Annotated in this window: 20 protein-coding genes; 9 read left to right on the forward strand and 11 right to left on the reverse strand. The window is 66.1% G+C overall.

The window, feature by feature from the left end; all coding sequences use genetic code 11:
• The first annotated feature begins 22 nt into the window (after positions 1-22).
• Entirely contained in the window at positions 23-793 is a 771-nt protein-coding gene (locus M3C25_RS02940) for a CoA transferase subunit A (RefSeq protein ID WP_165883314.1), read from the forward strand.
• A gap of 1 nt (position 794) precedes the next feature.
• Positions 795-1,451 (forward strand): CoA transferase subunit B, encoded by a 657-nt coding sequence (locus M3C25_RS02945; RefSeq protein WP_259855005.1) that lies wholly within the window; start codon positions 795-797, stop codon positions 1,449-1,451.
• A 46-nt stretch (positions 1,452-1,497) separates the two neighbouring features.
• Here the strand turns inward: M3C25_RS02945 and M3C25_RS02950 are convergent, their stop codons facing one another.
• The gene (locus tag M3C25_RS02950) at positions 1,498-1,710 is read right to left on the reverse strand and encodes a hypothetical protein (protein ID WP_259855007.1); all 213 of its coding nucleotides are present in this window, start codon (positions 1,708-1,710) and stop codon (positions 1,498-1,500) included.
• A gap of 31 nt (positions 1,711-1,741) precedes the next feature.
• Here M3C25_RS02950 and M3C25_RS02955 point away from each other — a divergent pair, with 31 nt between their 5' ends.
• Positions 1,742-2,272 carry a hypothetical protein gene (locus M3C25_RS02955; RefSeq protein ID WP_259855009.1) on the forward strand — a complete coding sequence of 177 codons (531 nt, stop codon included), beginning with the start codon at positions 1,742-1,744 and terminating at the stop codon, positions 2,270-2,272.
• On the opposite strand, the gene manA is transcribed toward M3C25_RS02955, so the two are convergent.
• From manA to M3C25_RS02970, 3 genes are all read right to left on the reverse strand, one after another.
• Entirely contained in the window at positions 2,263-3,483 is a 1,221-nt protein-coding gene (gene manA, locus M3C25_RS02960; protein ID WP_259855010.1) for a mannose-6-phosphate isomerase, class I, read from the reverse strand. The two genes, M3C25_RS02955 and manA, sit on opposite strands and share 10 nt — an antisense overlap.
• Before the next feature lie 156 nt (positions 3,484-3,639).
• A complete protein-coding gene (locus M3C25_RS02965; RefSeq protein ID WP_259855012.1) occupies positions 3,640-6,264 on the reverse strand; it encodes an NlpC/P60 family protein in 2,625 nt (874 codons plus the stop codon).
• 300 nt (positions 6,265-6,564) lie between these two features.
• Positions 6,565-8,049 carry an LCP family protein gene (locus M3C25_RS02970; protein ID WP_259855013.1) on the reverse strand — a complete coding sequence of 495 codons (1,485 nt, stop codon included), beginning with the start codon at positions 8,047-8,049 and terminating at the stop codon, positions 6,565-6,567.
• 352 nt (positions 8,050-8,401) lie between these two features.
• On the opposite strand from M3C25_RS02970, the gene M3C25_RS02975 reads away from it, so the two are divergent.
• The 3 genes from M3C25_RS02975 (at position 8,402) to M3C25_RS02985 (ending at position 13,158) form a co-directional block, all read left to right on the forward strand.
• The gene (locus M3C25_RS02975; protein WP_170274743.1) at positions 8,402-10,018 is read left to right on the forward strand and encodes a helix-turn-helix domain-containing protein; all 1,617 of its coding nucleotides are present in this window, start codon (positions 8,402-8,404) and stop codon (positions 10,016-10,018) included.
• Positions 10,019-10,141: 123 nt separating this feature from the next.
• The gene (locus M3C25_RS02980) at positions 10,142-11,668 is read left to right on the forward strand and encodes an AMP-binding protein (protein WP_170274742.1); all 1,527 of its coding nucleotides are present in this window, start codon (positions 10,142-10,144) and stop codon (positions 11,666-11,668) included.
• A 59-nt stretch (positions 11,669-11,727) separates the two neighbouring features.
• Positions 11,728-13,158, forward strand: a complete 1,431-nt coding sequence (locus M3C25_RS02985) for a TIGR00366 family protein (protein ID WP_170274741.1) — start codon at positions 11,728-11,730, stop codon at positions 13,156-13,158.
• A gap of 86 nt (positions 13,159-13,244) precedes the next feature.
• Here M3C25_RS02985 and M3C25_RS02990 read toward each other — a convergent pair whose 3' ends face one another.
• The 3 genes from M3C25_RS02990 to M3C25_RS03000 are packed head-to-tail and all read right to left on the reverse strand — an operon-like array spanning position 13,245 to position 16,148.
• Positions 13,245-14,393, reverse strand: coding sequence for an acyl-CoA dehydrogenase family protein (locus tag M3C25_RS02990; RefSeq protein ID WP_259855015.1), 1,149 nt, complete (start codon positions 14,391-14,393; stop codon positions 13,245-13,247).
• A 58-nt stretch (positions 14,394-14,451) separates the two neighbouring features.
• On the reverse strand, positions 14,452-14,985 hold the full coding sequence (purE, locus tag M3C25_RS02995) for a 5-(carboxyamino)imidazole ribonucleotide mutase (RefSeq protein ID WP_259855016.1): 534 nt from the start codon (positions 14,983-14,985) through the stop codon (positions 14,452-14,454).
• The gene (locus M3C25_RS03000; RefSeq protein WP_259855045.1) at positions 14,982-16,148 is read right to left on the reverse strand and encodes a 5-(carboxyamino)imidazole ribonucleotide synthase; all 1,167 of its coding nucleotides are present in this window, start codon (positions 16,146-16,148) and stop codon (positions 14,982-14,984) included. The genes purE and M3C25_RS03000 overlap by 4 nt, the downstream gene beginning before the upstream one ends.
• A 172-nt stretch (positions 16,149-16,320) precedes the next feature.
• Between M3C25_RS03000 and M3C25_RS03005 the strand changes: the two genes are divergently transcribed.
• Positions 16,321-16,782, forward strand: a complete 462-nt coding sequence (locus M3C25_RS03005) for a GtrA family protein (protein WP_259855017.1) — start codon at positions 16,321-16,323, stop codon at positions 16,780-16,782.
• Positions 16,783-16,819: 37 nt separating this feature from the next.
• Here M3C25_RS03005 and M3C25_RS03010 read toward each other — a convergent pair whose 3' ends face one another.
• Positions 16,820-17,968, reverse strand: coding sequence for an alkaline phosphatase family protein (locus M3C25_RS03010; protein WP_259855046.1), 1,149 nt, complete (start codon positions 17,966-17,968; stop codon positions 16,820-16,822).
• 2 nt (positions 17,969-17,970) lie between these two features.
• Positions 17,971-18,573 (reverse strand): DUF5998 family protein, encoded by a 603-nt coding sequence (locus tag M3C25_RS03015; protein WP_259855019.1) that lies wholly within the window; start codon positions 18,571-18,573, stop codon positions 17,971-17,973.
• 79 nt (positions 18,574-18,652) lie between these two features.
• On the opposite strand from M3C25_RS03015, the gene M3C25_RS03020 reads away from it, so the two are divergent.
• A complete protein-coding gene (locus M3C25_RS03020) occupies positions 18,653-21,334 on the forward strand; it encodes a bifunctional acetate--CoA ligase family protein/GNAT family N-acetyltransferase (RefSeq protein WP_259855020.1) in 2,682 nt (893 codons plus the stop codon).
• An 85-nt stretch (positions 21,335-21,419) separates the two neighbouring features.
• Positions 21,420-24,047, forward strand: coding sequence for a DNA gyrase/topoisomerase IV subunit A (locus tag M3C25_RS03025; RefSeq protein ID WP_259855021.1), 2,628 nt, complete (start codon positions 21,420-21,422; stop codon positions 24,045-24,047).
• Positions 24,048-24,052: 5 nt separating this feature from the next.
• On the opposite strand, the gene M3C25_RS03030 is transcribed toward M3C25_RS03025, so the two are convergent.
• Positions 24,053-24,448, reverse strand: coding sequence for a type II toxin-antitoxin system VapC family toxin (locus M3C25_RS03030; RefSeq protein WP_259855022.1), 396 nt, complete (start codon positions 24,446-24,448; stop codon positions 24,053-24,055).
• Positions 24,445-24,726 (reverse strand): type II toxin-antitoxin system Phd/YefM family antitoxin, encoded by a 282-nt coding sequence (locus M3C25_RS03035; protein ID WP_259855023.1) that lies wholly within the window; start codon positions 24,724-24,726, stop codon positions 24,445-24,447. Before M3C25_RS03035 ends, M3C25_RS03030 begins: the two co-directional genes overlap by 4 nt.
• Positions 24,727-24,815: the final 89 nt, after the last annotated feature.

A 24,815-nucleotide genomic window follows, 5' to 3' on the forward strand; every position in this document is an offset into this window, starting at 1 on the left:
CGGGTCATGCCAGAATGGTGGCATGGACAAAGTAGTTGCATCAGCAGCTGAGGCTGTGAAGGACATTGCGAGCGGGTCGACGATCGCAGTGGGCGGATTCGGGGTCGTCGGCGTGCCCGAGTACCTCATCCGCGCACTCCGCGACCAGGGCGCGGACAATCTCGAGCTCATCTCCAACAACGCCGGCCTCGATGGCCGCGGACTGGGCATGCTCCTCGAATCCGGGCAGGTGGGGCGGATGATCGCCTCCTATGTCGGTGAGAACAAGGAGTTCGCCCGCCAGTACCTCTCCGGCGAGCTCGAAGTCGAGCTCACCCCGCAGGGCACCCTGGCCGAGAAGCTGCGCGCGGCAGGTGCGGGCATCCCGGCCTTCTACACGATCACCGGCGCGGGCACGCAGGTCGCCGAGGGCGGCATGCCGTGGCTGTACGACTCCGAGGGCAACGTCGTCAAGGAATCCCCCGCCAAGGAGACGAAGACCTTCGAGACCTTCGGCGAGAAGCAGGAGTACGTGCTCGAAGAGTCGCTGCCGGCCGACTTCGCGCTCGTGCGCGCGGCCAAGGCCGACCGCCACGGCAACCTCGTCTTCCACTCCTCGGCCCGGAACTTCAACCCGCCGGTCGCCCAGGCCGGACGGATCACGATCGCCGAGGTCGAGGAGATCGTCGAAGCCGGTGAGATCGCACCCGATGACGTGCATCTGCCGGGCATCTACGTCCACCGGATCGTCGTGCTCAGCCCCGAAGAGGCCGCCGACAAGCCGGTTGAGAAGAAGACAGTACGGGAGGCTTGAGATGGCACTGACCAGACAGCAGATCGCAGCACGGGCCGCACAAGAGCTGCCCGACGGCGCCTACGTCAACCTCGGCATCGGGCTGCCGACCCTCGTGCCGAACTACGTGCCCGAGGGCGTCCACCTCGTGCTCCAGAGCGAGAACGGCCTGCTCGGTGTGGGCCCGTACCCGACGGAGGATGAGCTCGACCCCGACCTCATCAACGCCGGCAAGGAGACCGTCACGATGCTGCCGGGTTCGTCATACTTCGACTCGGCCACCAGTTTCGGGATGATCCGCGGCAACAAGATCGACGTCGCGATCCTCGGTGCGATGCAGGTCGCCGTCAACGGCGACATCGCCAACTGGATGATCCCCGGCAAGATGGTCAAAGGCATGGGCGGGGCGATGGACCTCGTCCACGGCGCCCGCAAGGTCCTCGTCATCATGGACCACGTCGCCAAGGACGGCTCGCACAAGATGCTTGAAGAGTGCGCGCTGCCGCTGACCGGCAAGGGTGTGGTCCAGCGGGTCATCACGAACCTCGCCGTGCTCGACGTCGAGGGCGATTCGTTCACCCTCGTCGAACGTGCCCCCGGCGTCAGTATTGAGGAGATCCGCGAGGCCACCGGCGCCACCCTCAACGTCGACGGCGATGTGCCGGAGATGCAGCTCTAGACGCTGTCGGCTGCCGGCCGCCTCGCCGGAGGCGGTCGGCTCCCGATCAGCTCCCCTTCTGTGAGGACGTCATGAAGATCAGCGCACTCGTCTCCGCAGCCGCCGGGTCCGCACTGCTGCTGGCCGGATGCAGCGGGGTTGCTCCGTAGCCTGAACCGGAATCGGAAAAGGCAGTCGTCGACGCGTACTTCACCGCATTCGCTTCGAGCGATCCGGCGGAGATCGAGAACGCCGCGGACACCGCTGTCGAGGATTCCACGGCGGCCCGCTATCTCGCTCATCAGCTGAATGTGGCCAGGGCAAACAACGCCAACGGGCTGGATCATCGCAGCAGCGATGTCGAAGTCGCTGACGATGCGGTATCGGTGTGTCAGCACGGCAGGTGCACCGACTACGCAGACTTCACGTTCGAAGACGGGAAGCTGTCGGACTTCTCAGCCAACGGCACCAGCGTCGGCGAGCGCCTCGTGATCGGCGGCGGAAAGATGGTCACGTCCCACGATATCGCTGGCTTCGAGGTGCTGTCGGCTGCCCAGTCAGCAGATGACGAACAGCTGCTCGTCGTCGTCATCAGATTCCACTCCTACGACCGAAGCATCGAACCGGTCACCTCAGCGGTCTACCGGAATCCCGGTGGAGAGCAGGTCGACCACGGCCTCAACTCCGTCCTCCCGCGACGTCTCCTCCCCGATTCCCACCAGCTCGGCTTCGTGGGATTCCCCCGCTCCGAGATCGGCGGAGAGATCGTCGTCGAATTCAGAACGGAAGACGACCAGGAGGCGATCCGCGACAGTGCGCGCGTTCCCGTAGCTCAGGACTGATCAGGCAGTCCGGTGGTGGCGACGAACAGCCGCCCGGAGCCGGTGACGGTGAGTACTGGGACCTCGGCTGCGAGGAACACGGAGTCGCCTGCCTGCAGGCGGGTGCTGTCGCTGCAGGTGAAGGTGCCCGAGGTGCACAGCAGGATGGCAGGTCCCGCGCGGTGGACCTCCCGGTCCTCGGCGGTGTCGATGACCTGGAGGGCGAAGTCATCAGTCGCCCCGCGCAGCACGCCGGAATCATCAGCAGTGACGAGTTCAGGCTGGCCGGGTGTGTAGCTCACCACGGCGTCGAGTTCCTCAACGTCGATGTGCTTGCTCGTCAGTCCGCCGCGCAGCACATTGTCAGACGAGGCCATGATCTCAATGCCGAGCCCGCCGAGATAGGCGTGCAGGATCCCGGCGTCAAGGGCCAGCGCCTGGCCGGGTTCGAGCCGCAGGCGGTTGAGCATGAGCGCGACGAGCACGCCGGGATCGTGCGGGAAATCGGCCTGGACTTCCCGCAGGGTCAGGGCCGGGTCGACGGCCGAGCCGGCGTGTGAGGGATCGTCGGCGGGCACCGGGTCGATGGCGATGTGTGCAAGCGTGTCGGCGAGACTGCCGTAGGTGTCGCGTTCACGCAGCAGCAGGCCCGTCGCCTGCTTCAGATCTTCAGACGCCAGGGCGTCGCGCCAGTCGGCCAGGGCCGGCAGCTGAGTCTGCTCACCAGCGGCGTCGAGGGCTGAGGCGAAGCGGTCGAGCATCGCAGTGATTGCTTCCGGACGGCGGAAACCGCACAGGGCGTGGAATTCAGTCAGCGCGTAGATGAGTTCGGGCTTGTGCGAATCGTCCTTGTAGTTCCGCTCAGGAGCATCGAGCGGGATGCCGGCGGCGTTCTCGCGGGCGTAGCCGGCACGTGCCTGGTCGAGTGATGGGTGCGCCTGGATCGACAAGGCGGTTTCCGCTGCGAGGATCTTGAGCAGGAACGGCAGCCGGTTGCCGAAGGCGCCGATCGATGCCTTCCCAAGTGTCGCCTCGGGTGCGGTCTCAACCCATTCGAGCAGCGAGGCGACCGGCTGGCCGTCGGCGTCGAGCAGCTGGGAGGGGGCGACGGGATGGGCGCCCATCCACAGCTCTGCGGCCGGCTCGCCGGTGACAGGCTGGCCGAGGATCTCGGGGATGCCGCTGGGTGCCCCCCAGGCGTAGCGCTGAACTGTGTTTGACAGGAACCGCACGTCTTTCCCTTCGCTTCGATGGTGTCAGCCTAGGGCTGCACGAGGACGAAGACCAACCGTAGGCGGCAGCTGTGAACCGCAGGTGACGCCGAGGTGTCCTGGGGATGCGACAGGCGCCCCGCACCGGGAGGGTGCGAGGCGCCTGTGGCAGTGGTGTCAGTCGATGACTCGGACGAAGACCGCGCCGCGCTTGAGCATCCAGCTGTACGAGCGCTTCGTGGTGCCCGTGCGCTTGGAGCCGGCGTCGTACATCTGGCCCTTCGTCTCGGAGACGATGCCGATGTGGCCAGGGACCCAGATGAGGTCACCGGGCTTGGCCTGCGAGGCCGGGATCACCTTGCCGGCAGCCTTCTGCGCCGAGGTGTGGCGCGGCAGGTTGATGCCGTTCTGCTTGTAGACCCACACGGTGTAGCCCGAGCAGTCCCAGCCCTTGGTGGTGTTGCCGCCCCAGACGTAGCGGACGCCCATGCCCTTGCGGGCGGTCTTGATGATGTTGTCCCGCAGCTCCTTCTCCTGCTGAGCCTTGGACTTCTTCTCATCCTTCTTGGGCTTGTCCTTCTTGGAGTCATCCTTCTTTTTGGAGTCGTCCTTCTTCTTGGAATCATCCTTCTTCTTGGAATCGTCCTTCTTCTTGGAGTCGTCCTTCTTCTTATCGTCCTTGTTGTTCTTGTCGTCGTCTGCTGGACCTTCCCCGTCGTCAGCAGGCGAATCGTTGTCGTCGCCCGGGGGCGAGGCCCGGTTGTGATCCCGGGCCCCTCCCTCGATCGAACCAGTGGGCGAGAACTCGGTGGTGCCGTAGCCGTTGGCCCAGACCAGGCGAGCGCCTTCGAATAGCTGCTCGCAGCGGCCGTCGGAGCACTTCGGCGCCTCAGTCGGGTAGCCGAGGTGGCCCTTCTCGTAGCCCTTCGAGCCCCAGTACTTCTGCAGGATGCCGTGCGTCGGCTGCGCGCCGGTGGCGCTCGTCCAGTGCACCGAGCCCTTCTCGAACTTCTGGTAGACACCGCCGTTCTTCAGGCCGCCGCGCTCATCGGAGGTCGGGAAGCCGAGCGTGTCGCGCATCGAATCCTTGTACATGCTTCGGATCGCGCCCTTGAGCAGGAAGGTCTTGCCGTTCTTGTGGAAGACCGCGCCCTTCTCGAAGTCGCGGGCGGTGCCGCCCTGGAAGCCGTACTCCTTGCCGGTGGCCTTGCCGAGCTTGTCGGCGTTCTTCTCGGCGTACTTGTCGATCGGAGTCTGCTTCGGCGGCTTCGGCTTCGGCTTGTCCTCCTTGGGCTTCTCCTCCTTCGGGCCCGAACCGTCCTTCTGCATCTTCTCGATGGCATTGCGCATGCCGCCGATCTTGGAGTAGAAAGCAGCTCCCGGGCACGAGGTGTTGCCGAGGTCCCGGTGACCGACGATCGTGTTGATCCGCTTGCCGGCCACGGTCGTCTTGCCCTTGGCGGGCACGCCGTTGGCCGAGAGCTTCCAGGCAATCGCGTGCTCGACGGCGCGCAGGGTCTCATTCGGCGGTGCGGACTTCTCGAAGGTGCCCATCACCGAGATGCCGAACGTGCCGGTGTTGTAGCCGGCGACGTGGGCGCCGATGACGGCCCGGTCGAGTCCTCCGGCACGGCCCTCCCACAGGCGGCCGTACTTGTCGGCGAGCACGTTGTAGCCGACGTCGGACCAGCCGCGGCCCTTGGTGTGGAAGCTGTAGATGCCGCGCAGGATGCCCGGCACATCGGAGGCCTTGTAGTTGTTCGAGCCTGCGGTGTGGTGGATGACGGTGGCCTTGACGCCGTTGGCGTAGCTCGGCTTGCCCTTGCGCAGGCTCTCCTTGGCACCCCAGGACTTGCGGGAGCCGATCGAGGGCTTGGGCACCTTCTTCATCGAGGTGTTCGCCACAGCGGCGTCACCGGGGACGTAGGCGGCGTTCTGTGCGTCGTACTCGGGCTGCTGCGCATCGGTTTCCCCGGCCGGATCTCCGGCCCCGGTGTCAGCAGTTCCCTCAGTCTCAGCGCCGTCGGTCGCGCCGGCGGCGTCGACGACCGGGGCGTTGCTGGCCACGGCATCGGCGTCTGCCGGTGAGGACTTCGGGTCGACGAGGACGAGTTCGGCCTTCTGCGGCGCGTCCTCGCCCAGCACGCGCATCTGCACGGCGGTCGCGGAGTTGACGATGAAGGGCTCAGTGCCCTCGGTGCCCTCTCCCTGGCCGTTCTCGTGCTCGACTTCCTCCCACGGCGACCAGCCGTCGGCGGACTGCACGCGCACCTCGATGGTGACGTTGGTGGTGCCCTGGTAGGCCGCGCCGATGACCGAGGAACGGCCGGCGGGCACGTCGAGGACGTCGGAGATCGCGGCGATGTTGACGCCGTCTTCGGTCTTCTCCTGGACGCTGCCGGACATGTCCGGTTTGCTCGTCTCAGTCGGGGCCTCGGTGGATTCGTCCGAGCCGCCTCCGGTTTCGGGGGCCTCGCCGCCACCGAGCTCGCCCGGGGCGGTGCTCATGGGAGCGGCGCTGGCGCCGAAGACGCCGGAGCTGCCGACGCTCATCTGCTGGATGAACGCATCGGACTTCATGAGGTTGGGCAGATTGGTCATCGACTGATTCGCCGCATCGGCTGCGCTGCCGGAGGCTGCGCGGGCGCCGGGGGCTTCGAGACCTGGCTCGCTGACATCGGTCAGCGACTTCTTCTCGATGTCGGGCGTGACGGTGTCGGCCGAGGCCGGCAGCACCAGTCCCAGTGTCGAGGTCATGACGGCTGCGGCACACGTCGCCACAGCGGGTATCAGTATTCTCATCGTTTCAGCCTTTGCGAGGAAGACAGGGAAGATAGGCTTCACGAGCGATTACCGTCATTGGCATGATGACGAATCAGCTCAACATGACAGAATTGTTACATACTTCGCGGCGTGTCGCTTTGAAAAAAGCCTCGCAAGAGGAATTACAGCGATGTCGTTCGGCGTGTTCATGCGGCTCGAGAGGCCTGAAAAATTTTTGTGATCCCCTTGCGAACTCGGTGAGACTCCTGACATCCGGGTCACGGAACGCCGTCGCCGAGGTAGCGGGGCGTGAGTGCGGGAACCGGGCTGGGCGACCGGTCAGGGAACGTGGCAGATGGCCTTGTCGTCCTCGTCCTTGCCATTGCCGCCTTCCGGCTGAGCTGCGGTGAGGTGCATGCCGCTGGTCGCCAGGGCCGCGCCGGCTGGAGCATACATGCCAGCGGCGGTGTCCTCCGCGTCCTCCTCGGAGGCCTCTATCGTCGAGGAGACGAGTTCGTGGACGGCGCCGAAGTCCGGGTGGGTCGGGTTGACCTTCGGCGGGGTGAGGTTGAGCGATTCCATCTGGTGCTCCCGCGACTTCATCGCCAGGTCGACGAACTTATCAACCTGCAGCTGCGGGATATCAGCGGAGACCACCTCGGGAGCGGCTTTGGCGATGTCCTGGAACCGCAGCATCACCGTCGAGGCATCGAGCTGCTTGAGCATCGCCTGCTGCACGCAGCGCTGGCGAACCATGCGCTCATAGTCGCTGGAGAACTCGCGGGAGCGGGCGTACCACAGCGCGTGGTAGCCGTCGAGGTGCTGTTCGCCGGGTTCGATCCAGCCTTTGACCGGGCCGTGCTTGCCGGTCTTCGGGTTGACCTTCGAGGAGATCGGCACGCGTTTGCCGGAGACGATGTCGATGCCGCCCATGGCGTCGATGAGCTGCTCGAAGCCTTTGAGGTCGATCATCGCGTAATACTGCACTTTGAGCCCAGTGACGCCTTCGGCGGCGTCCTTGGTCGCCTGGATGCCGGCGGGGGTCTTGCCGTCGAACTCGTCGGCGTGCTTCTCGCCCTGCTGGTAGACGGCGTTGAGGATGCATTCGTCGCCGCAGTTGAAGCCCTGCGGGTAGTGCTTGTGCAGCGGGGACTCGTCGGGGAAGGGCACGTTCTGCATATTGCGCGGCATCCCGATGCTGACCGCCTTGCCGGTCTTGGCGTCGATCGAGATGAGCGAGAGGCTGTCAGGCCGGATGCCGGTGCGTCCCTTGCCGGCATCGGAGCCGAGCAGCAGGATGTTGTAGCGTCCGTCGACGGCGCGCTGACCCCAGCCGGCAGCGAACACACCGGTCATGAGCTGGCGCTGGCTGTTGATCATCATCGTCCCCCAGGCCAGTCCCCCGCCGATGACGAGTGTGCATACGAGGCTGGCGGCCAGGAATGTGCGCCGCACCTTCGGCGACAGGGTCACAAGCTTGACTCGGCGCACGGTGTCGAGCAGGCACACGATCCAGTTCAGCGTGAACACGGCGAGGAATGCAGTGACGCCGGTGAGCACGAACGGGTTGGTGCCCAGGGTGATGAGGAAGCCGCGGGCGAAGATCGCGGTCAATGCGGCGACGAGCAGCAGTGCCCAGCCGACGAGGGTGAGCGTGAGCGAGAACTTCGCCCATCGGCGCACCCGGAACAGCGACTGCACGGAACCGGGCACGAGGATCGTTGACGCGAGCAGGATCCAGCCGCGGGCGTTGCACACCGGCTGGTTGGCATGCTCCGGATAGCGCACCGGGTCGATGTACTTCAGGGGCCTGCGCTCGGCCATCGGCTGCCTCCCGTCTGCTGGCGTGCGCTCTCACGTCCTCGTCATGGGGCAGGTCGCACGCGCCGGAGGCGGTGTGACGCGGGGTGCGGCAGCTGCGCCGCACGGGGACGTCGCGTCGGTACTGAACCAGGTTAGCGCTCAAGCCTGAGACTGCCTGGGAGAATCCAGCTGCGAGTGTCCGCGTGTCTTGCTGTCAGTCGGTCGTGTACAAGCTGTGAGAAGCCCCCTCGCTGTGCCGCAGGCTCCCCTAAGATGAGGGCTCCACTGGCACTTCGCAGATCGGACTTCGATGGCAGCTGAAACGGGACAGTTTCTTTCGTCCCTTCTGACAGCGAACAATTCAACTCAGGCGATGCAGGCGGCGGTCCGCCATGTCGTCGCGGTGGTGCAGTGCGACATCTCATGGACGGGTGTGGTCAAGGCTGATGCTGAGATGCACATCGGAGCCCACCACGGACTTCAGACGCCAGAGATGGCAGCGGACTGGCATCTGGCCGTCGGTGAGGGAATCGGCGGGAAGGCTGCGTCGCTGCAGCGCACGCAGAAGAGCAGCAACTATCTGCACGACTCACGCAGGGTGCCCGCCAAACGGCTGATCGACAACGAGAAGATCGGGTCAGTGCTCGTGTCTCCGCTCATGGCACACGACGCAGCGCTTGGGGTGCTGTATGCCGCAGACCGACGGCAGCGGAATTGGACTTCAGAGGACATCGACGAGCTGGAGTCGATCGCCGACCATCTCTCGGTGCGCCTGGCGCAGCTCGATCGCGTCCGCCTGGCAGAAGCTCGGGCCAGCGACGCCCGGCGACGAGCCGAAGCAGCCGACTCCCACCTGACGTCGGCCATCGAATTGGTCGAGCTGCTGAGCTCGGCATCGGCGGTCAATCACGCTCTGGATGCAGTCGCGGTTTACCTCAACGCCCGGATCGAACTGCATGACCGCCACAATTCAGTCATCGGAGCATCCGGTCCAGACCGGGCATCATGCCATGGAGTAGAAATCTCCAGCCGGCTCAGCCCGCAGAGCAGACTGACGGTGCACCTGTCCTGCGTCGATGAGGACACGACCCTCACCGAGCCGTCTGCCCGGATCGCTCTTCATGCGCTCAAGCTTCAGCTGCTGCGCCTCTGCGAGCGGTCGGCGACAATCGAGACGCTACGCGGAGACCTCCAGGAGAAGCTGCTGACCGGCAACTTTACTAATTCGGCCCATATTCAGCGGCGACTCGCGCTCATCGGGTGCTCACCGATCGGATCAGATGCACGGGTTATCGTCATCAGAGCACGGGACCAGGCCGATCAGATCTCTGAGCGCTTCCACAGCGACCTGCGCACGACGTTCCCGGACTATCTTGTCGATCATCGCGATGAGTCCACTGTCGTCATCATCGGCAACGGCGGGTCGGAAGAAGAGCTCTCACTTCAGATCGCAGATCTGCTTGGCCGCGAAGAGCATCGTCGGAAGCGAAAAGGCACGGCCGAAGGAAGCCCAGGCGACAGCCGCAGATTCGTCGCCGGTATCGGACGTCGCACAGAACAGCTGCATGAGGTGTCCATCTCCTACGATGAAGCACGGGCCGCATGCACCGTGGGCATGTCCAACCCGCAGACCAGCATCGACGGGTTCGCCAGCGCCCGGGCTCTGGGTCTTCAGGGGCTGGCGAGCATCCCTAATGCCCAGCTCCAGGCGATGGTGACGGACACGTTCGGGCCGATCATTGCCCATGACGAGCGCCACGGAACGCACTACATGACAACCATCAGCTCGTACCTGGCCAACGACCGACACCTCGGCGACACCGCAGCCGAGCTCCACGTGCACTACAACACTGTGCGCAACCGCATCGCCCGCATCGAAGAACTGCTCGACCTCAGCTTCGCCCGCACCGACGACCGGTATCGCGCGGAGACTGCCGTGCGCATGGCTGCCGTGCTAGCGGCCCGCACGACACCAACGACAGCCCTGTGACGATCTGACAGGCGACGGCCGGAAGTCTGTACCCGATTCACATAGCCAGCCCTGCATGCGTGCGACATCCTGACTGACAACGTGGCGCGGGCCACATCGCTCAAGGGAGAGGGAGTCGCAACGATGCAATGTGATGTCATCCGGGACCTGGTTCTGCCGGCAGTCAAGAAGCACGGGAGCCGCACAGCCGTCATCGCCGACGGACGAACCTGGACGTACCGGGAGCTGCACAATGCCGCACGCGAAGTCGCCAGCATTCTAATCGCACGAGGGGTCAAAGCCAGCGACCCGGTGGCCATCATGCTGGACAACAGCGCCGAATACCTCGTCGCCGACCTGGCGATCGCATCCGTCGGCGCTGCCAAAGTCCCCATCAACCTGATGCTCTCGCCAGCAGAGATGACCTACATCCTATCCGATTCCGGTGCGAAGCTGGTGCTGACATCGGATGCTCGCAGAGGCACGCTGTCCGATGCGACAGGCGAATCCGTTCTGGAGAAGCTCATCCTCAGCGTCTCCGACGAACGACGTGTCGCGGTGGCCGACGCCGACGGCCCGCTCACAGCAGATGCCGCACAGGAGCTGCCTGCTGTCAGCGCCGAGGATATCGCGCTGATCATGTACACCGGAGGCACGACCGGCCGGCCGAAGGGTGTCGTCCACCTGCAGAAGGGCTTCGCCTCCAATCTCCTCTCGCACGTCATCGAAACCGAGATCACGGCTGACGATCACCTGCTGCTGTCCTCGCCGCTCCCCCACAGCGCAGGCGTCCTTGCACTCGCCGGTCTGCTGCAGGGAGCCGTTGTCGAGGTGATGAAGCAGTTCGACATGGAGTCCACCCTAAACAAGATCGAGACCGGTGGCGTGACGTATCTGTTCATGGTGCCGACCATGATCAACCGGCTTCTGGATGCGACCGAGGAACGCCCGAAATTCGATCCCGGCCGACTGCAGACGATCCTCTACGGCGCCTCCCCCATTTCGGAGGAGCGACTGCGTCAGGGACTGCGGATCTTCGGCCCGGTGTTCATGCAGCTCTACGGACAGACCGAGGCACCGAACTTCCTCACACGCCTTCGCAAAGACGACCACGATGCCGACCGCTTCCCCAAACGGCTGCGCAGCTGTGGCCAGCGCTCGCTCATGGCCGCCGTGCGCGTCGTGCGCAATGACGACACCGACTGCGATCCGCATGAGGTCGGCGAAGTCATCGGAAGCGCGCCCTATGTCATGGACCGCTACCTCAACCGTCCCAAAGCGACAGAGGAGACAGTCCGCAACGGGTGGCTCTACACCGGCGACCTCGGCTACATGGACGAAGACGGTTACGTCTACCTCGTCGATCGCAAGAAGGACATGATCATCACCGGCGGCTTCAACGTCTACGCCAGCGAGGTCGAACAGGCGCTGTCTGCGCTCGATCTCGTCCAAGACGTCGCTGTCGTCGGCACTCCTCACCCGGATTGGGGTGAGGCGGTCACCGCTTACGTCGTACCCGCACGTGAGGGTGTCGAGCCCGGCGACATCATCAACGCCTCCCGGGACGTGCTTTCCAGCTACAAGCGGCCGAAGTACGTCCACCTCACCGACGCTCTGCCCGTCACGGCCGTCGGCAAGATCAACAAGAAGCAGCTGCGCGAGCACAGCTGAGCCCAGCGTCATTCGCGCATGCCCGCCGGCACGCACATTTTCCAAGGAGAACTTCACACATGAGCTCGACCACCAACCTCGAACGTAAGCCAAAGTTCCTCGACCGGTACCTTGCCTGGTTCATCCGCTGGATGCCGGATTCGTTCGTCATCTGCTTAGCCCTGACCATCATCGTCGGCGCGCTCGCCTTCTTCCTCACCGGGACCTCGTTCTGGTCATCGGATGCCGAAGAGGTCACGCTCGTGTCTGCATGGACGGGTTCCTTCTGGAACCTGCTCGAATTCACGATGCAGATGACAGTGCTGCTGGCGACCGGCAACGCGGTCGCCACCTCTCCCCCGGCCAAGCGCCTGCTTACCTGGGTCGCCCGGATCCCGAAGAACCGCACACAGGTGATCATCCTGGCCGGAACCGTTGCCAGCCTCCTCGGCTTCGTGCACTGGGGACTCGGCATGATGGGCGGCATCGTCCTCGGCAAGGAGCTCCTGGCCGAGGCGAAGAAGCGCGATATCAAACTCCACGCACCGGTCCTCGTGGCCACCTTGTTCATGTGCATGGTCCCCGGAGCAGCCGGCATGTCCGGAGCCGCAGTGCTGTATGCAGCCACCCCGGAGTACCTGCGCGATCTGGTGCCTGATTCCCACGTCGAAGCGACCCCGGTCTCCGTGCCGCTGACCGACACCGTCGTCCGTCCGGACTTCGGCCTTCTGCTCGTCGCCTGCATGCTCGTCGGCATCATCTTCATGCTGCTGATGCACCCGAAGGACCAGACGAAGATGAAGCAGGTCGACGCTTCGGTCTTCGAGGAGCTTGAGTCAGGTGCCGCCTCGGCGATCGTCGAACGCAACACCCCGGCACAGCGCGCCAACGCCAGCCGCATCGTCATGATCGTGGTCGGCGGCATCGGTCTGGCCTTCAGCATCCTCAATATCGCTGCAACCGGCATCGCCGGCCTCGACCTCAACGCCTACAACTTCCTGTTCCTGACCCTCGGCATTCTGCTGTGCGCCAATCAGGGCCCTGAATACTACGCAGGACTCGTGCGTGAGGGCATCTCCGGCACGTGGGGATTCATCCTGCAGTTCCCGTTCTACGCAGGAATCTTCGGCCTCATCAGTGCCACCGGACTCGGCGTCCTGATCTCGCAGGCGTTCACCGCCATCTCGAACGCGACGACCTGGCCGTTCATCGCGTTCCTCTACTCGGGAATCCTCAACATCGCCGTCCCGTCCGGCGGTTCCAAGTTCGTCATTGAGGCTCCGTACATCGTTCCCACCACACTCGACCTGCAGGCGGACTTCAGCCTGGTCATGCAGGCCTACCAGATGGGTGACGCGGTGTTCAATCTCCTCATCCCGTTCTTCGCGCTGCCGTACCTCGCGAACTTCAAGCTGAAGTTCGGTGAGGTCGTCGGCTACACGGTGCCGCCGGTGCTCGTCATGATCGGCGTCGTCAGCACCTATCTCCTCATCTTGTCGGCGATCGGCTGACCCAACAGGACGGAGAGTAATCCGGAGACGATAATGGGGCCGGTGTGAACGCGTAACGCGTCCGCACCGGCCCCATCAGCGTCACATCACCCCAGCAGCTTGCGGCCCATTACAAGGCGCTGGATCTGGTTGGTGCCCTCGTAGATCTGGGTGATCTTGGCATCGCGCATCATGCGTTCGACCGGATGATCCTGCACGTAGCCGGCACCGCCGAGCAGCTGCACGGCATCGGTGGTGATCTCCATGGCGACATCCGAGGCGTACGCCTTGGCAGCAGCACCGAAGTAGCCGAGGTCGTCGTCGTTGCGCTCGCTCTTGGCGGCAGCGGCGTAGGTGAGCTGGCGGGCGGCTTCGAGCTTCATGCCCATGTCGGCGACCATGAACTGCAGCGCCTGGAACTCCGAGACCGGCTTGCCGAACTGCTTGCGCTCCTTGATGTAGCCGATCGCGTAGTCGAGCGCACCCTGGGCCACGCCGAGTGCCTGCGCAGCGATCGTAACGCGGGTGTGGTCGAGGGTCTGCAGGGCGATCTTGAGTCCCTGGCCCTCCTCGCCGACGATCCGGTCGCCGGGGATGCGGCAGTTCTCGAAGAACAGCTCACGGGTCGGGCTGCCCTTGATGCCGAGCTTGCGCTCCTTCTCACCGAAGGAGAAGCCCTCATCGGACTTCTCGACGACGAAGGCGGAGATGTTGCGACCGCGCGGCCCGTCGGGGTCGGTGACGGCCATGACGGTGTAGAAATCGGACACACCGGCATTCGTGATCCAGGTCTTGACGCCGTTGAGCACCCAGTCATCCCCGTCGCGCACTGCGCGGGTCTTCATGCTCGCGGTATCAGAGCCGGCCTCGCGCTCGGATAGGCCGTAGGAGAACCCGGACTCACCCGCGGCCACGGCCGGGAAGTACTTCTGCTTGATCTCCTCAGAGCCGCCGATCTGCACCGGCATCGAGCCGAGCTTGTTGACCGCCGGGATGAGTGAAGACGACACGCAGCCGCGGGCGACCTCTTCGATGACGATGGCAGTCGCCAGCGCATCGGCGCCGACGCCGCCGTACTCCTCGGGGATGTGCGGGGCGAAGAAGTCGGTGGCCACGAGCGCGTCGTGGGCTTCCTGCGGGTAGCGGGCGTTGGCGTCGACGTCGGCGGCGTGCGGGGCGATCTTGGCGTCGACGACCTCGCGGACGGCTTCGCGGATCGCTTCGTGGTCATCGCTCAGCTGGTAGATGTCGAACATGTCTCTCCTTGTCAGGTGATGCGTCGGCACACAGGTGCCGGGTCGGGTCGAGTGGGGGTCAGCCGTCGAGCTGGTCGAGCAGCGCGCGGCCTTTGGCCTCGGCGGTGGCCTTGAGTTCGTTGCGGTAGCCATCGAGTCGCTGCCGGATCGCAGCAGCGTCCTCTGACTCGCCTGCCCCGAGGATGCGGGCGGCGAGCAGGCCGGCGTTCTTGGCACCGCCGATCGAGACGGTCGCCACGGGCACGCCAGCTGGCATCTGCACGATCGAGAGCAGGGAGTCCATCCCGTCGAGCTGCTTGAGCGGCACCGGCACGCCGATGACCGGCAGTGAGGTGACCGAGGCGAGCATGCCGGGCAGGTGGGCCGCTCCCCCGGCACCGGCGATGATGACCCGGATCCCGCGCTCGGCGGCGATGGTGCCCCATTCGATCATCTCGTGGGGCATCCGGTGGGCGGAGACCACCTCGGCGCTGGCCGCGATGCCGAGCTCGCCGAGCACCTCGGCGGCCGCGCGCATCGTCGGCCAGTCGGAGTCCGATCCCATCACGATGCCGACCGGACCCGTTGTCGAGGCGGTGGCTGGCTCAGTCATGAACGGTTCCCTTCTGCAGCTGGGCCGGTGCCCCCGCCGACGAGGTGCTCTTCGCCTCCGGCGCGATGGTCCGGGTGTGGATCGGGGTCGGTGCCGGCGATGTAGTCGGCGGCATGCCGGGCCCGGCGCAGCACCTCGGCGGCGTCAGAGCCGGTGAGGTTGACGTGGCCGAGCTTGCGGCCGGGCCGCACCTGCTTGCCGTACATGTGGACTTTGACCTGCGGGTCATGGGCCATGACGTGCAGGTAGGCGTGGTAGAGGTCGTCGCGGTCAGCGCCGAGCACGTTGACCATCGCGGTCACCGGTGCGTGGGCGGCCGGGTCGCCCAGCGGCAGGTCGAGGACGGCGCGCAGGTGCTGTTCGAACTGCGAGGTGATCGAGCCGTCCTGGCTCCAGTGGCCGGTGTTGTGCGGGCGCATCGCCAGCTCGTTGACGACGTAGCCGTCTGCGGTCTCGAACATCTCCATCGCCATGACGCCGGTGACCTCGAGGCTGCCTGCCACCCGCAGCACATCGGCAGAGATCTGCCGGGCCAGCTCGGCGTCGAGACCGGGGGCCGGGGCGAGGGCCTCCTTGCAGATCCCGTCCTGCTGGTAGGTCGCCACGACCGGCCACACGGCGGTCTGGCCCATCGGCGAGCGGGCGACCATGACGGCGAGCTCGCGGGTGAAGTCGATCTTCTCCTCCGCCAGCAGTGGTGAGCCCTCGGCCAGCCAGTCGGCGGCCTCTAAGGCGGCGTCGATGACGCGCACGCCGTGGCCGTCGTAGCCGCCGCGCGGGGTTTTGAGGATGAGCGGGAACCCGATCTCGGCACCGAAGGCCTCGAGCTCCTCGGTCGAGCTCACCTGCGCCCAGCGCGGGTTCGGCAGGCCGAGTTCGTCCATCTTGGCGCGCATGACGAGCTTGTCCTGGGCGTGGATGAGCGCCTCGGGACCGGGATGACACCGGTGGCCCGCCTCGGCAAGGGCGCGGAGATGCTCCGGCGGCACGTGCTCGTGGTCGAAGGTGAGGACATCGACGGTCTCGGCGAACGCCTTGAGCGTGCCGTAGTCGCGGTAGTCGCCGACGGTCACATGGGCGGAGACCTCGGTGGCGCAGACATCGTCGCTTTCGGCCAGCACGTGGAATCCCACGCCCAGCGCCTCGGCGGCCGGGGCCATCATGCGCGCCAGCTGGCCTCCGCCGATCACTCCTACTTTGGGAAAAGTCACAGCACCACTGTACCCGTCACCACACCGTGGGCAGTCGGAGGGTCTGCGACCGCCGGGCATGCGCGTCCGGTAATCTCGGAAGCGGCAGGAACCACGGATCCCGACGACAGACAGGTGCGCGGTCATGGAGATGCGCAAGGAGGCCAAGCGGGTCGCGAAGTTCTCCGTCGTCGGCCTCGTCGCCTTCGGCGTCGACTTCCTCGTCTTCAACCTGCTGCGCCCCGAGGCTCTCGGGATCGGCCCGATGTGGGCGAAGATCATCTCCGTCACCCTCGCCACCCTCGTCGCCTGGCTCGGTTCGCGCTACTGGACGTTCAGAGACGGCAGGAACCGCTCAGCGACCCGTGAGGCGGTGTGGTTCTTCGTCGTCAACGCCATCGGCCTGCTCATCGCGATGGCGTGTCTGTGGGTCTCGAACTACCTGCTCGGCTTCCGCTCGGCACTGGCCGACAACATCTCCGCCAATGTCGTCGGGGTCGGTCTGGGCAACATCTTCCGCTACCTCATGTACCGCCTCGTCGTCTACCGCGTGACCCCCAGGCGCAGGAAGCGCCGCCGTGAGGTGCTGGCCCTCGACGAGCGCTGACCGCGTGTCACTCCCCGCGCCCGAGGCGGTGGCCGGCTTATGTGCGTAAGAGCGGGATCGCCAGTTCCTGGCTGGTGATGCCGCCGTGGTGGCCGATGAGGGCCAGGGATGAGGGGGTGTCGCGTTCGGAGTCGACGATGCCGGTGCCGGCCTCGCAGACGACGATGACATCGCCGATGCGCTGGAGGTTCTGCGGGCGCACGGGTCCGAAGAAGCCGCGGGCGATCGCCTGCTCACGGGTCATCACCAGCGCCCGGTTACCGAGAGCCTCCGCGAAGGCGGTGTGGACGGTTTCCCAGGCGCCGGGCCGCACGTAGAGGTGCACCGCACGCGGTTCGCCGCCCACAGCACGCAGACCCTCGCGCAGGTGCGGATGGTCGGCAAGGTCGAGGCGGCCCTCATGCGGGACGTCGACCATGCCGTGGTCGGCGGTGATGGCCAGTTGGGCGTCATGCGGCAGGCCGTTGGCCAGTCGCGACAGGTGCCCGTCGACCTCTTCGAGCTCTTCGAGCCAATGCCATGAGTCGACGCCGTGGACGTGGCCGGTCTTGTCCAGGTTGCCCCAGTAGAAGTAGACGAGGCGCCTGCCGGGCCGGCGGATCTCTTCGAGGGCGTGATCGACGCGCTGGCTCATCGTGCGTGAGCCGCGGAACCGGCCGCCGCGCAGGGATGCCTGGTTGAGCCCGCGGCCGGCGAACTTCGGCTCACCGAGGCTGACGACGTCGACCCCGGTGCTGACGAGGCGTTCGAACATCGTCGTATCCGGCACCCACACCTCGGGATCGACCTCAGGATCCCAGGTCAGCTGGTTGAACACGATCTCGCGTTCCGGGTCGAGCAGCTGGTAGCCGACCACCCCGTGGGCGCCGGGCAGCATCCCGGTGCCCAGGGAGGACAGCGAGTTCGCCGTCGTCGACGGGAAGCCTGCGCTCATAGCGAGCATGTCCGGCAGCAGTCCGCGCAGGAACGGGGCGTGGGCGGCCCGTGCGCGCAGCAGCTCGGCGCCGAGTCCGTCGATGAGTGCGACGACGACCACCCGCGGTTCGGCATCGAAGTCGAGCTTCAGCGCCCGCTCAGCAGCTCCGTCGTCGAGGATCTCCCGGGCCCCGAGGCTGATCGCGGCAGCCGGGATGACATCGGAAAGCAGCGGGGAGTTCCGGTAGTCAGGGGCTTGGCGCGTCTGCATGCTCACAGCCCGCCGGACAGGCCAGCGCTGCGGCGGGCCTCGAAGACCAGACGGCGCAGGTTGAGGGCGAAGTCGAGCGCCTGGTCGACAGCGGCCTGCCCTTCGGCCTGGGCGGAGACCCGCAGGGTGACGTCCTCGGGATAGCTGGAGCCGGAGTAGCCGTGGTCGCCGTCGCAGTCGGGGTCGCCGCAGGATTCGGGCACCGTGTCGATGCGGCGCATCGATCCCCAGCCCAGGGTGAGGGCGACTTCGACGGGGCGTTCACCGGGTTCGAAGTCGGCTGGATTGTCGTAGGTGCGGGAGATGAGCGCGGTGCTCACGCGGGCGAGCGCGATGTCCTCGGTGGTGGTGAGTCCTCGGGGCATCGTGCCGAGCTCGGTCTGCGGTTCGTCGTCGATGTGGGTGAGCAGCAGCCTGCTCGGGGTGAGGACGAAGGCGGTGAGGTGGCGGTGGATCGCGTCGAGGTCGACGTGGGTCTCCATGTGCACCAGGTGTGAGACGACCGGCTCACCGAACAGCGATTCGCTCAGCATCTCAGCGGCCAGCTGCGGATAGTACCCGGCTGACTGCAGGTCGTGGGCAAGTGATTGCGGGATCGTGGGCATGCCCCCATTGTGCCCCACAGCCCTGCCTGCACCCCACCGGCACTACCGCCGGAGTGCGCCGAGTCACTATGCTGGCGTCATGGGAGCATATCCAGCGTATTGGGAAGCCGATGTCGTCCTGCGCGATGGAGCCACTGCCCATCTGCGCCCGATCGTGCCCGAGGACGCCGCCGGCGTGCAGGAGATGCACGCCAAGCAGTCCCCGGAGTCCATCTACCTGCGCTTCTTCGCTCCGCTGCCGGTGATTCCGGCCAAGGACCTCGACCGGTTCGTCAACGTCGACTACCACGACCGGGTCGCCTTCGTCATGACGATCGGCGAGGAGATCATCGGCACCGCCCGCTACGACCGGCTCGACGACACCTCGGCGGAGGTCGCGTTCAACATCGCTGACGCCCACCACGGCCGCGGCATCGGCTCGATCTTCCTAGAGCACCTCGCCGCTGCCGCACGGGAGTGCGGGATCAGCGTCTTCACCGCCGAGGTGCTGCCCCAGAACCGGCAGATGCTGCAGGTCTTCGCCGCCGCCGGCTACGAGGTGTCCCGCGAGTTCGACGACGGAGTGGTCGCCGTGCGCTTCGACATCGACCCGACCGAGAAGTCGATGCAGGTCCAGGAGGCCCGCGAGCACCGCGCTGAGGCGATCTCGGTGCGCCAGGTCCTGCACCCGGCCTCGGTCGTCGTCATCGGCGCCAGCCGCACCTACAACTCGACGGGCAACCTGCTGCTGCGCAACCTCGTCGGCGCCGACTTCACCGGCACGCTCTCCGTCGTCCACCCCGAAGCCGATGAGGTCGCCGGTGTGCCGGCGGTGCGCTCGCTCGATGAGCTCGACGATCCGGCTGACCTGGCGATCATCGCGGTGCCTGCCGAATCGTGCGCCCAGGTGGTCCGCGACTGCGCCGCCCACGGTGTCAAGGCCTGCGTCGTCATCTCCTCTGGTTTCGCGGAGACCGGCGAGCACGGCCTGGAGCTGCAGCGCGAGATGGTCACCACCGCCCGCTCCCACGGGATGCGCGTCGTCGGCCCGAACTCCTTCGGGGTGGCCAACACCTCGCCCGAGGTCTCGCTCAACGCCTCGCTGGCACCGTTCCTTCCCGGCGCGGGAACCTTGGGCCTGTTCAGCCAGTCCGGGGCGCTCGGCACCGCGCTGCTGGCCGCAGCCAAGACCCGCGGGCTGGGGATCTCGACGTTCGTCTCCGCCGGCAACCGGGCAGACCTGTCGGGCAATGACATGCTGCAGTACTGGGAGGAGGACCCGGCCACCCGGGCGGTCGGCCTGTATCTGGAGTCGATCGGCAATCCGCGCAAGTTCTCCCGCATCGCCCGCCGGGTCTCCCGCGTCAAACCCGTCATCGTCATCAAATCCGACCTCACCGGCCGCGAGTTGCCGCCCGGCCATCAGGTGCGTCTGTCGAGCCTGTCGGGCAAGGCCCTCGATCAGGTGCTCGGCCAGGCCGGGGTGATCCGCGCCGATACGATCCACCAGCTCTTCGACGCAGCCCAGGTCTTCGCCACCCAGCCGGCACCGCGCGGCCGGCGGGTCGGAGTGATCGGCAATTCCGCGGCTCTCGCGACGCTCATCATCCAGCGCGCCCGCTCCGAAGGGCTGCGGGTGGATTCGCCTGCTGTGTCGATGCACCCGGAGGTCAGCGTCGAGGAGTTCGGCCGGCAGTTGGAGGACATGTACGCCGACAGCTCGATCGACACCGTCGTCGTCACCTTCACTCCCTCGGCCGGTGCTGATGAGCGGGAGATCGCCACCGTGCTGGCGGAGACGGCCGCGGCCTCGGGCAAGACGACCGTCGCCTGCTTCCTCGGCATCACCGGTGTGCAGGACGAGCTCACCGCCCGCATCGACGACGGTGAGGGCACCACGACCGCGCACACGGTGCCCAGCTACATCGGCCCCGAAGATGCTGTGTGGGCGCTGGCTCGGGCGACCGACTATGCGATGTGGAAGAAGGCCGATCACGGCGTCTACCCGGAGTTCGACGACCTCGATGTGCGCGCAGCCCGCAAGATCATCGAACGCAACCTCGAAGGTGTCGACGCCGGTGAGCGCGTCATCCTCAGCCGGGACGACTCCCGGCAGCTGCTCGCCCACTACGGCGTCGAATGCCTGCCCTACATCACCTCGTACTCCGTCGAGGAGGGCATCGCCGCCGCTGAGAAACTCGGCTACCCGGTCGCGCTCAAAGCCGTGCACAAGCGGCTGCGCCACCGCATGGAGCTCGGCGGGGTGCGGCTGAACATCGACACCCCAGAGGAGCTCGCCGAGGACTGGCAGGGCATCGCCGAGATCATCGATCAGCTTCTCGAGGACGATGAGGACCACGGCATCGATGTGCAGCCGATGGCCCCGCCCGGCACCGCGTGTGTCATCTCCGCCGGTGAGGATCCGCTGCTCGGGCCGATGGTGTCCTTCTCCCTGGCCGGGGATACGACCGAGCTGCTCGATGACGTCGCCCATCGGGTCGCACCGCTGACCGATGTCGATGCCAAGGAGATGGTCCGCTCGCTGAAGTCCTCACCACGGCTGTTCGGTTACAAGGGCCTGCCGGTGATGAACATGGCACCGGCCGAGGAGGTCATCCTCAGGCTCTCAGCACTCGTCGAGGAGTTCCCGGCCGTGCGTGAGATCGAGCTGCGGCCGATCTCGGTGACCGAAGGCGATGCGTACCTGCTCTCCGTCAAAGTCGAACTCGCCGCTGAAGCCGACCGGATGGATTCGCTACGCCGGCGCATGAGCATGGGGTGAGAACCTCCGCACCCGGCGAAATCCCGGGCTTCGCGTCGGTTTGCCGGTAGCATAGGCCTGTCGTTTCGCCCGTCGAAGGAGTCCCATGACAGAGCCGGTCGCTGGCCAGGTCGTCGATATCGACGTCTCCGAGGAGATGGAGACCTCGTTCCTCGAGTACGCCTACTCGGTGATCTACTCCCGGGCACTGCCAGATGCCCGCGACGGCCTCAAGCCCGTGCAGCGGCGCATCATCTACCAGATGGGCGAGATGGGCCTGCGCCCGGACCGTCCGCACGTCAAGAGCTCCCGCATCGTCGGCGACGTCATGGGCAAGCTGCACCCGCACTCCGATGTCGCCATCTACGACGCACTCGTGCGGCTGAGCCAGGACTTCGTCATGCGCACCCCGCTCGTCGACGGCCACGGCAACTTCGGCTCGCTTGACGACGGCCCGGCCGCTCCGCGCTACACCGAGGCCCGCCTGACCGACGCAGCGCTGACGATGATCGCCGGCCTCGATGAGGACGTCGTCGACTTCGTGCCCAACTACGACTCCTCGACCACCCAGCCCGAAGTCCTGCCGAGTGCGTTTCCGAACCTGCTCGTCAACGGCGCCTCGGGAATCGCGGTCGGCATGGCCACGAACATGGCCCCGCACAACCCCGGCGAGGTCATCGCCGCAGCCCAGCACCTCATCGACAACCCCGAGGCGGAGCTCTCGGAGCTCATGAAGTACGTCCCTGGCCCCGACCTCCCCTCCGGCGGGCGGATCATCGGCCTGTCGGGAGTGCGTGAGGCCTACGAGACCGGCCGCGGGTCCTTCCGCACCCGGGCGACGGTGAAGATCGAGAACATCACGGCCCGCCGCAAGGGCATCATCGTCACCGAGCTGCCCTACCTCGTCGGCCCGGAGAAGGTCATCGAGAAGGTCAAGGACGTCGTCGGGAGCAAGAAGCTCGCCGGTATCGCCTCGATCGACGACTTCTCCGACCGCAAGCACGGCCTGCGGCTGGTCATCGGCATCAAGAACGGTTTCAACCCCGATGCGGTGCTCGAAGAGCTCTACCGGCTCACCCCGCTGGAGGACTCCTTCGGCATCAACAACGTCTGCCTCGTCGACGGGCAGCCGCGCACGCTTGGGCTCAAGGCGCTGCTGGAGGTCTACGTCGACCACCGCATCGCCGTCACTCGCCGGCGCACAGTCTTCCAGCTCGGCAAGGCCAAGGACCGCCTCCACCTCGTCGAGGGCCTGCTGACCGCAATCCTCGACATCGACGAGGTCATCGAACTCATCCGCTCCTCTGATGATGCGCAGATCGCCCGCACCCGGCTGATGAGCGTCTTCGACCTCTCCGAGGTGCAGGCGACCTACATCCTCGACCTGCAGCTGCGTCGGCTGACGAAGTTCTCCCGACTCGAACTTGAGGCGGAGCAGGATGAGCTGAAGAAGCGCATCGACTACCTGCAGTCGATCCTCGACGATGAGGCGAAGCTGCGCCAGGTCGTCTCTGAGGAGCTCGGCGCCGTCGCCGAGCAGATCGACTCCCCGCGCCGCACCGTGCTCGTGGAAGGCTCGCATCAGCAGATCACTGCACGCGGCCGGAAGAAGGGCTCACCGGAGCTGCAGGTCGCCGACTCGCCGACGTGGGTGCTGCTCTCGACCTCGGGCCGGATCGCCCGCACCTCTGACCGCTCGGCTCTGCCGACCGGTGGCAAGCGTCTGGCCCATGACGCGCTCGTCTCGCAGGTCGCCTCGACCACTCGGGGGATCATCGGTGCGATCACCTCGAAGGGCCGTCTGCTGACCGTCGACGTTGTCGCCCTGCCGGCCCTGCCCCCACAGGCCACCCGGCCGGGCCTGGCCGGAGGTGTGAAGGTCGGCGAGTTCGTCACCCTCGACTCCGGCGAGAAGGTGCTCGGGCTCATCGACATCACCAAGGACTTCGTGCTCGCCACCGCCCGCGGCGTCATCAAACGCGTCGCCGGTGCGGAGCCTGCCAAGGGCAAGGATGCCTGGGATGTCATCAACCTCAAACCCGGTGACACGGTGATCGGTGCCGGTCAGCTGCCCGACATCGACGCCGCCCGCGCGGTGCTCATCACCTCGAATGCCCAGCTGCTGACATTCGGCACCGATCTGCTGCGCGCTCAGGGTTGGAACGCCGGCGGCGTGACCGGCATGAAGGTCGCCGCCGACGCCTCGGTCATCGCCTTCAGCCTCATCGACCCCGAGGCGGAGAACCGTGTCGTGACAATCGCGACCGGCGAGAACTTCTACGGCGAGACCGCGCTGAGCGTCAAGGTCACCGATCTCGCCGAGTTCCCCACCAAGGGCCGCGCGACCGCCGGTGTGCGTGCGCATCGCTTCCTCAAAGGTGAGACCGAGCTCGTCACCGCCTTCGCTGGACCCGAACCGCAGGGCGCGGCCACTGGCGGCGGTGCCCGCAAGCTGCCGGCCGAGCTGGGTAGGCGAGATGGCTCCGGTCAGCCGCTGGAGTCGAAGGTCGATGCGATCGGCACCGTGGCGCATGACTACGGTGCAGAAGCTGGTGCGGTGCCCGTTCCCGAGGCGGGAGCTGGCAGCGCCGCGGATGCTGGCGCAGCGGGTGGGCTCAGTGCCGCCGAGCTGGCGCGCCGCAAGGAGGAGATCGCTCAGGCGCGCGATGAGGACTACTCCCCCGTCGTCATCGTCTCCAGCGACGAGGACGATGCGGGCGGCGCGCTGTTCTGAGCGGCTCAGCGGCCGGGCGCGATGACTGTCAGTCCGGCAGCTTCGGCCGCAAGCGCAAGGCGATGGTCGTACGTCAGCATGGCGTCGGCATCGAGGCGAATAGCGGCCTCAAGATGCAGCGCGTCAAGAGTCCGCAGCATCTCCATCGGCAGGAACCCAGCACTGAGGAAGACTGCCCGGTCGAGCGCAGCGAGAGCCACTCCGTCGAGCAGGGCTGTCACATCAGTTTGGCTCAGTCCGTCGCGGACGGCGACACGACGGAGCTCAGTCTCAAGCAGGTTGCTGGAGACCAGCGTCGCCGAAGTTTCGTCGAGCCAGCGCTCCAGAGACTCGCTTTCCGGCTCAGGCTTCAGAAGGGCTGCCAGCGCGGACGTGTCAACGTAGACGACTCTGACGTTCACACCCGATCCTCACGCTGCTCATCGATGAGCTCCTGCACAGATCGATCGCTGCGCCTGCGCTTGATGCCGAGATCCGACCAGCCGCCGACGCGCTTGGCAGGACGGGTGATCTTAAGCCCGGGCGCAGGCGCATCCAAAGGGATGACGCGACCGACCGGGACTCCGCGATTCATCAGCACGAACGAGTGACCTTCGCTCACTTCACGCAGGACACGACTTGACTCATTTCGCAGTTCGCGCTGAGACAGGCTTTCGGATTCGGGCTGAGCGGCACTCATAACTTGAGTGTAGCACCCGTGCGACGAGCGCGCCTTAGCTCTGCGGGGGCTAGCCCCTGCACCCGACTCCTGTCCCGCCATCACGCCAC

Origin of the sequence: Brevibacterium luteolum (assembly GCF_025147615.1) — a bacterium.
Lineage (GTDB): Bacteria > Actinomycetota > Actinomycetes > Actinomycetales > Brevibacteriaceae > Brevibacterium > Brevibacterium luteolum.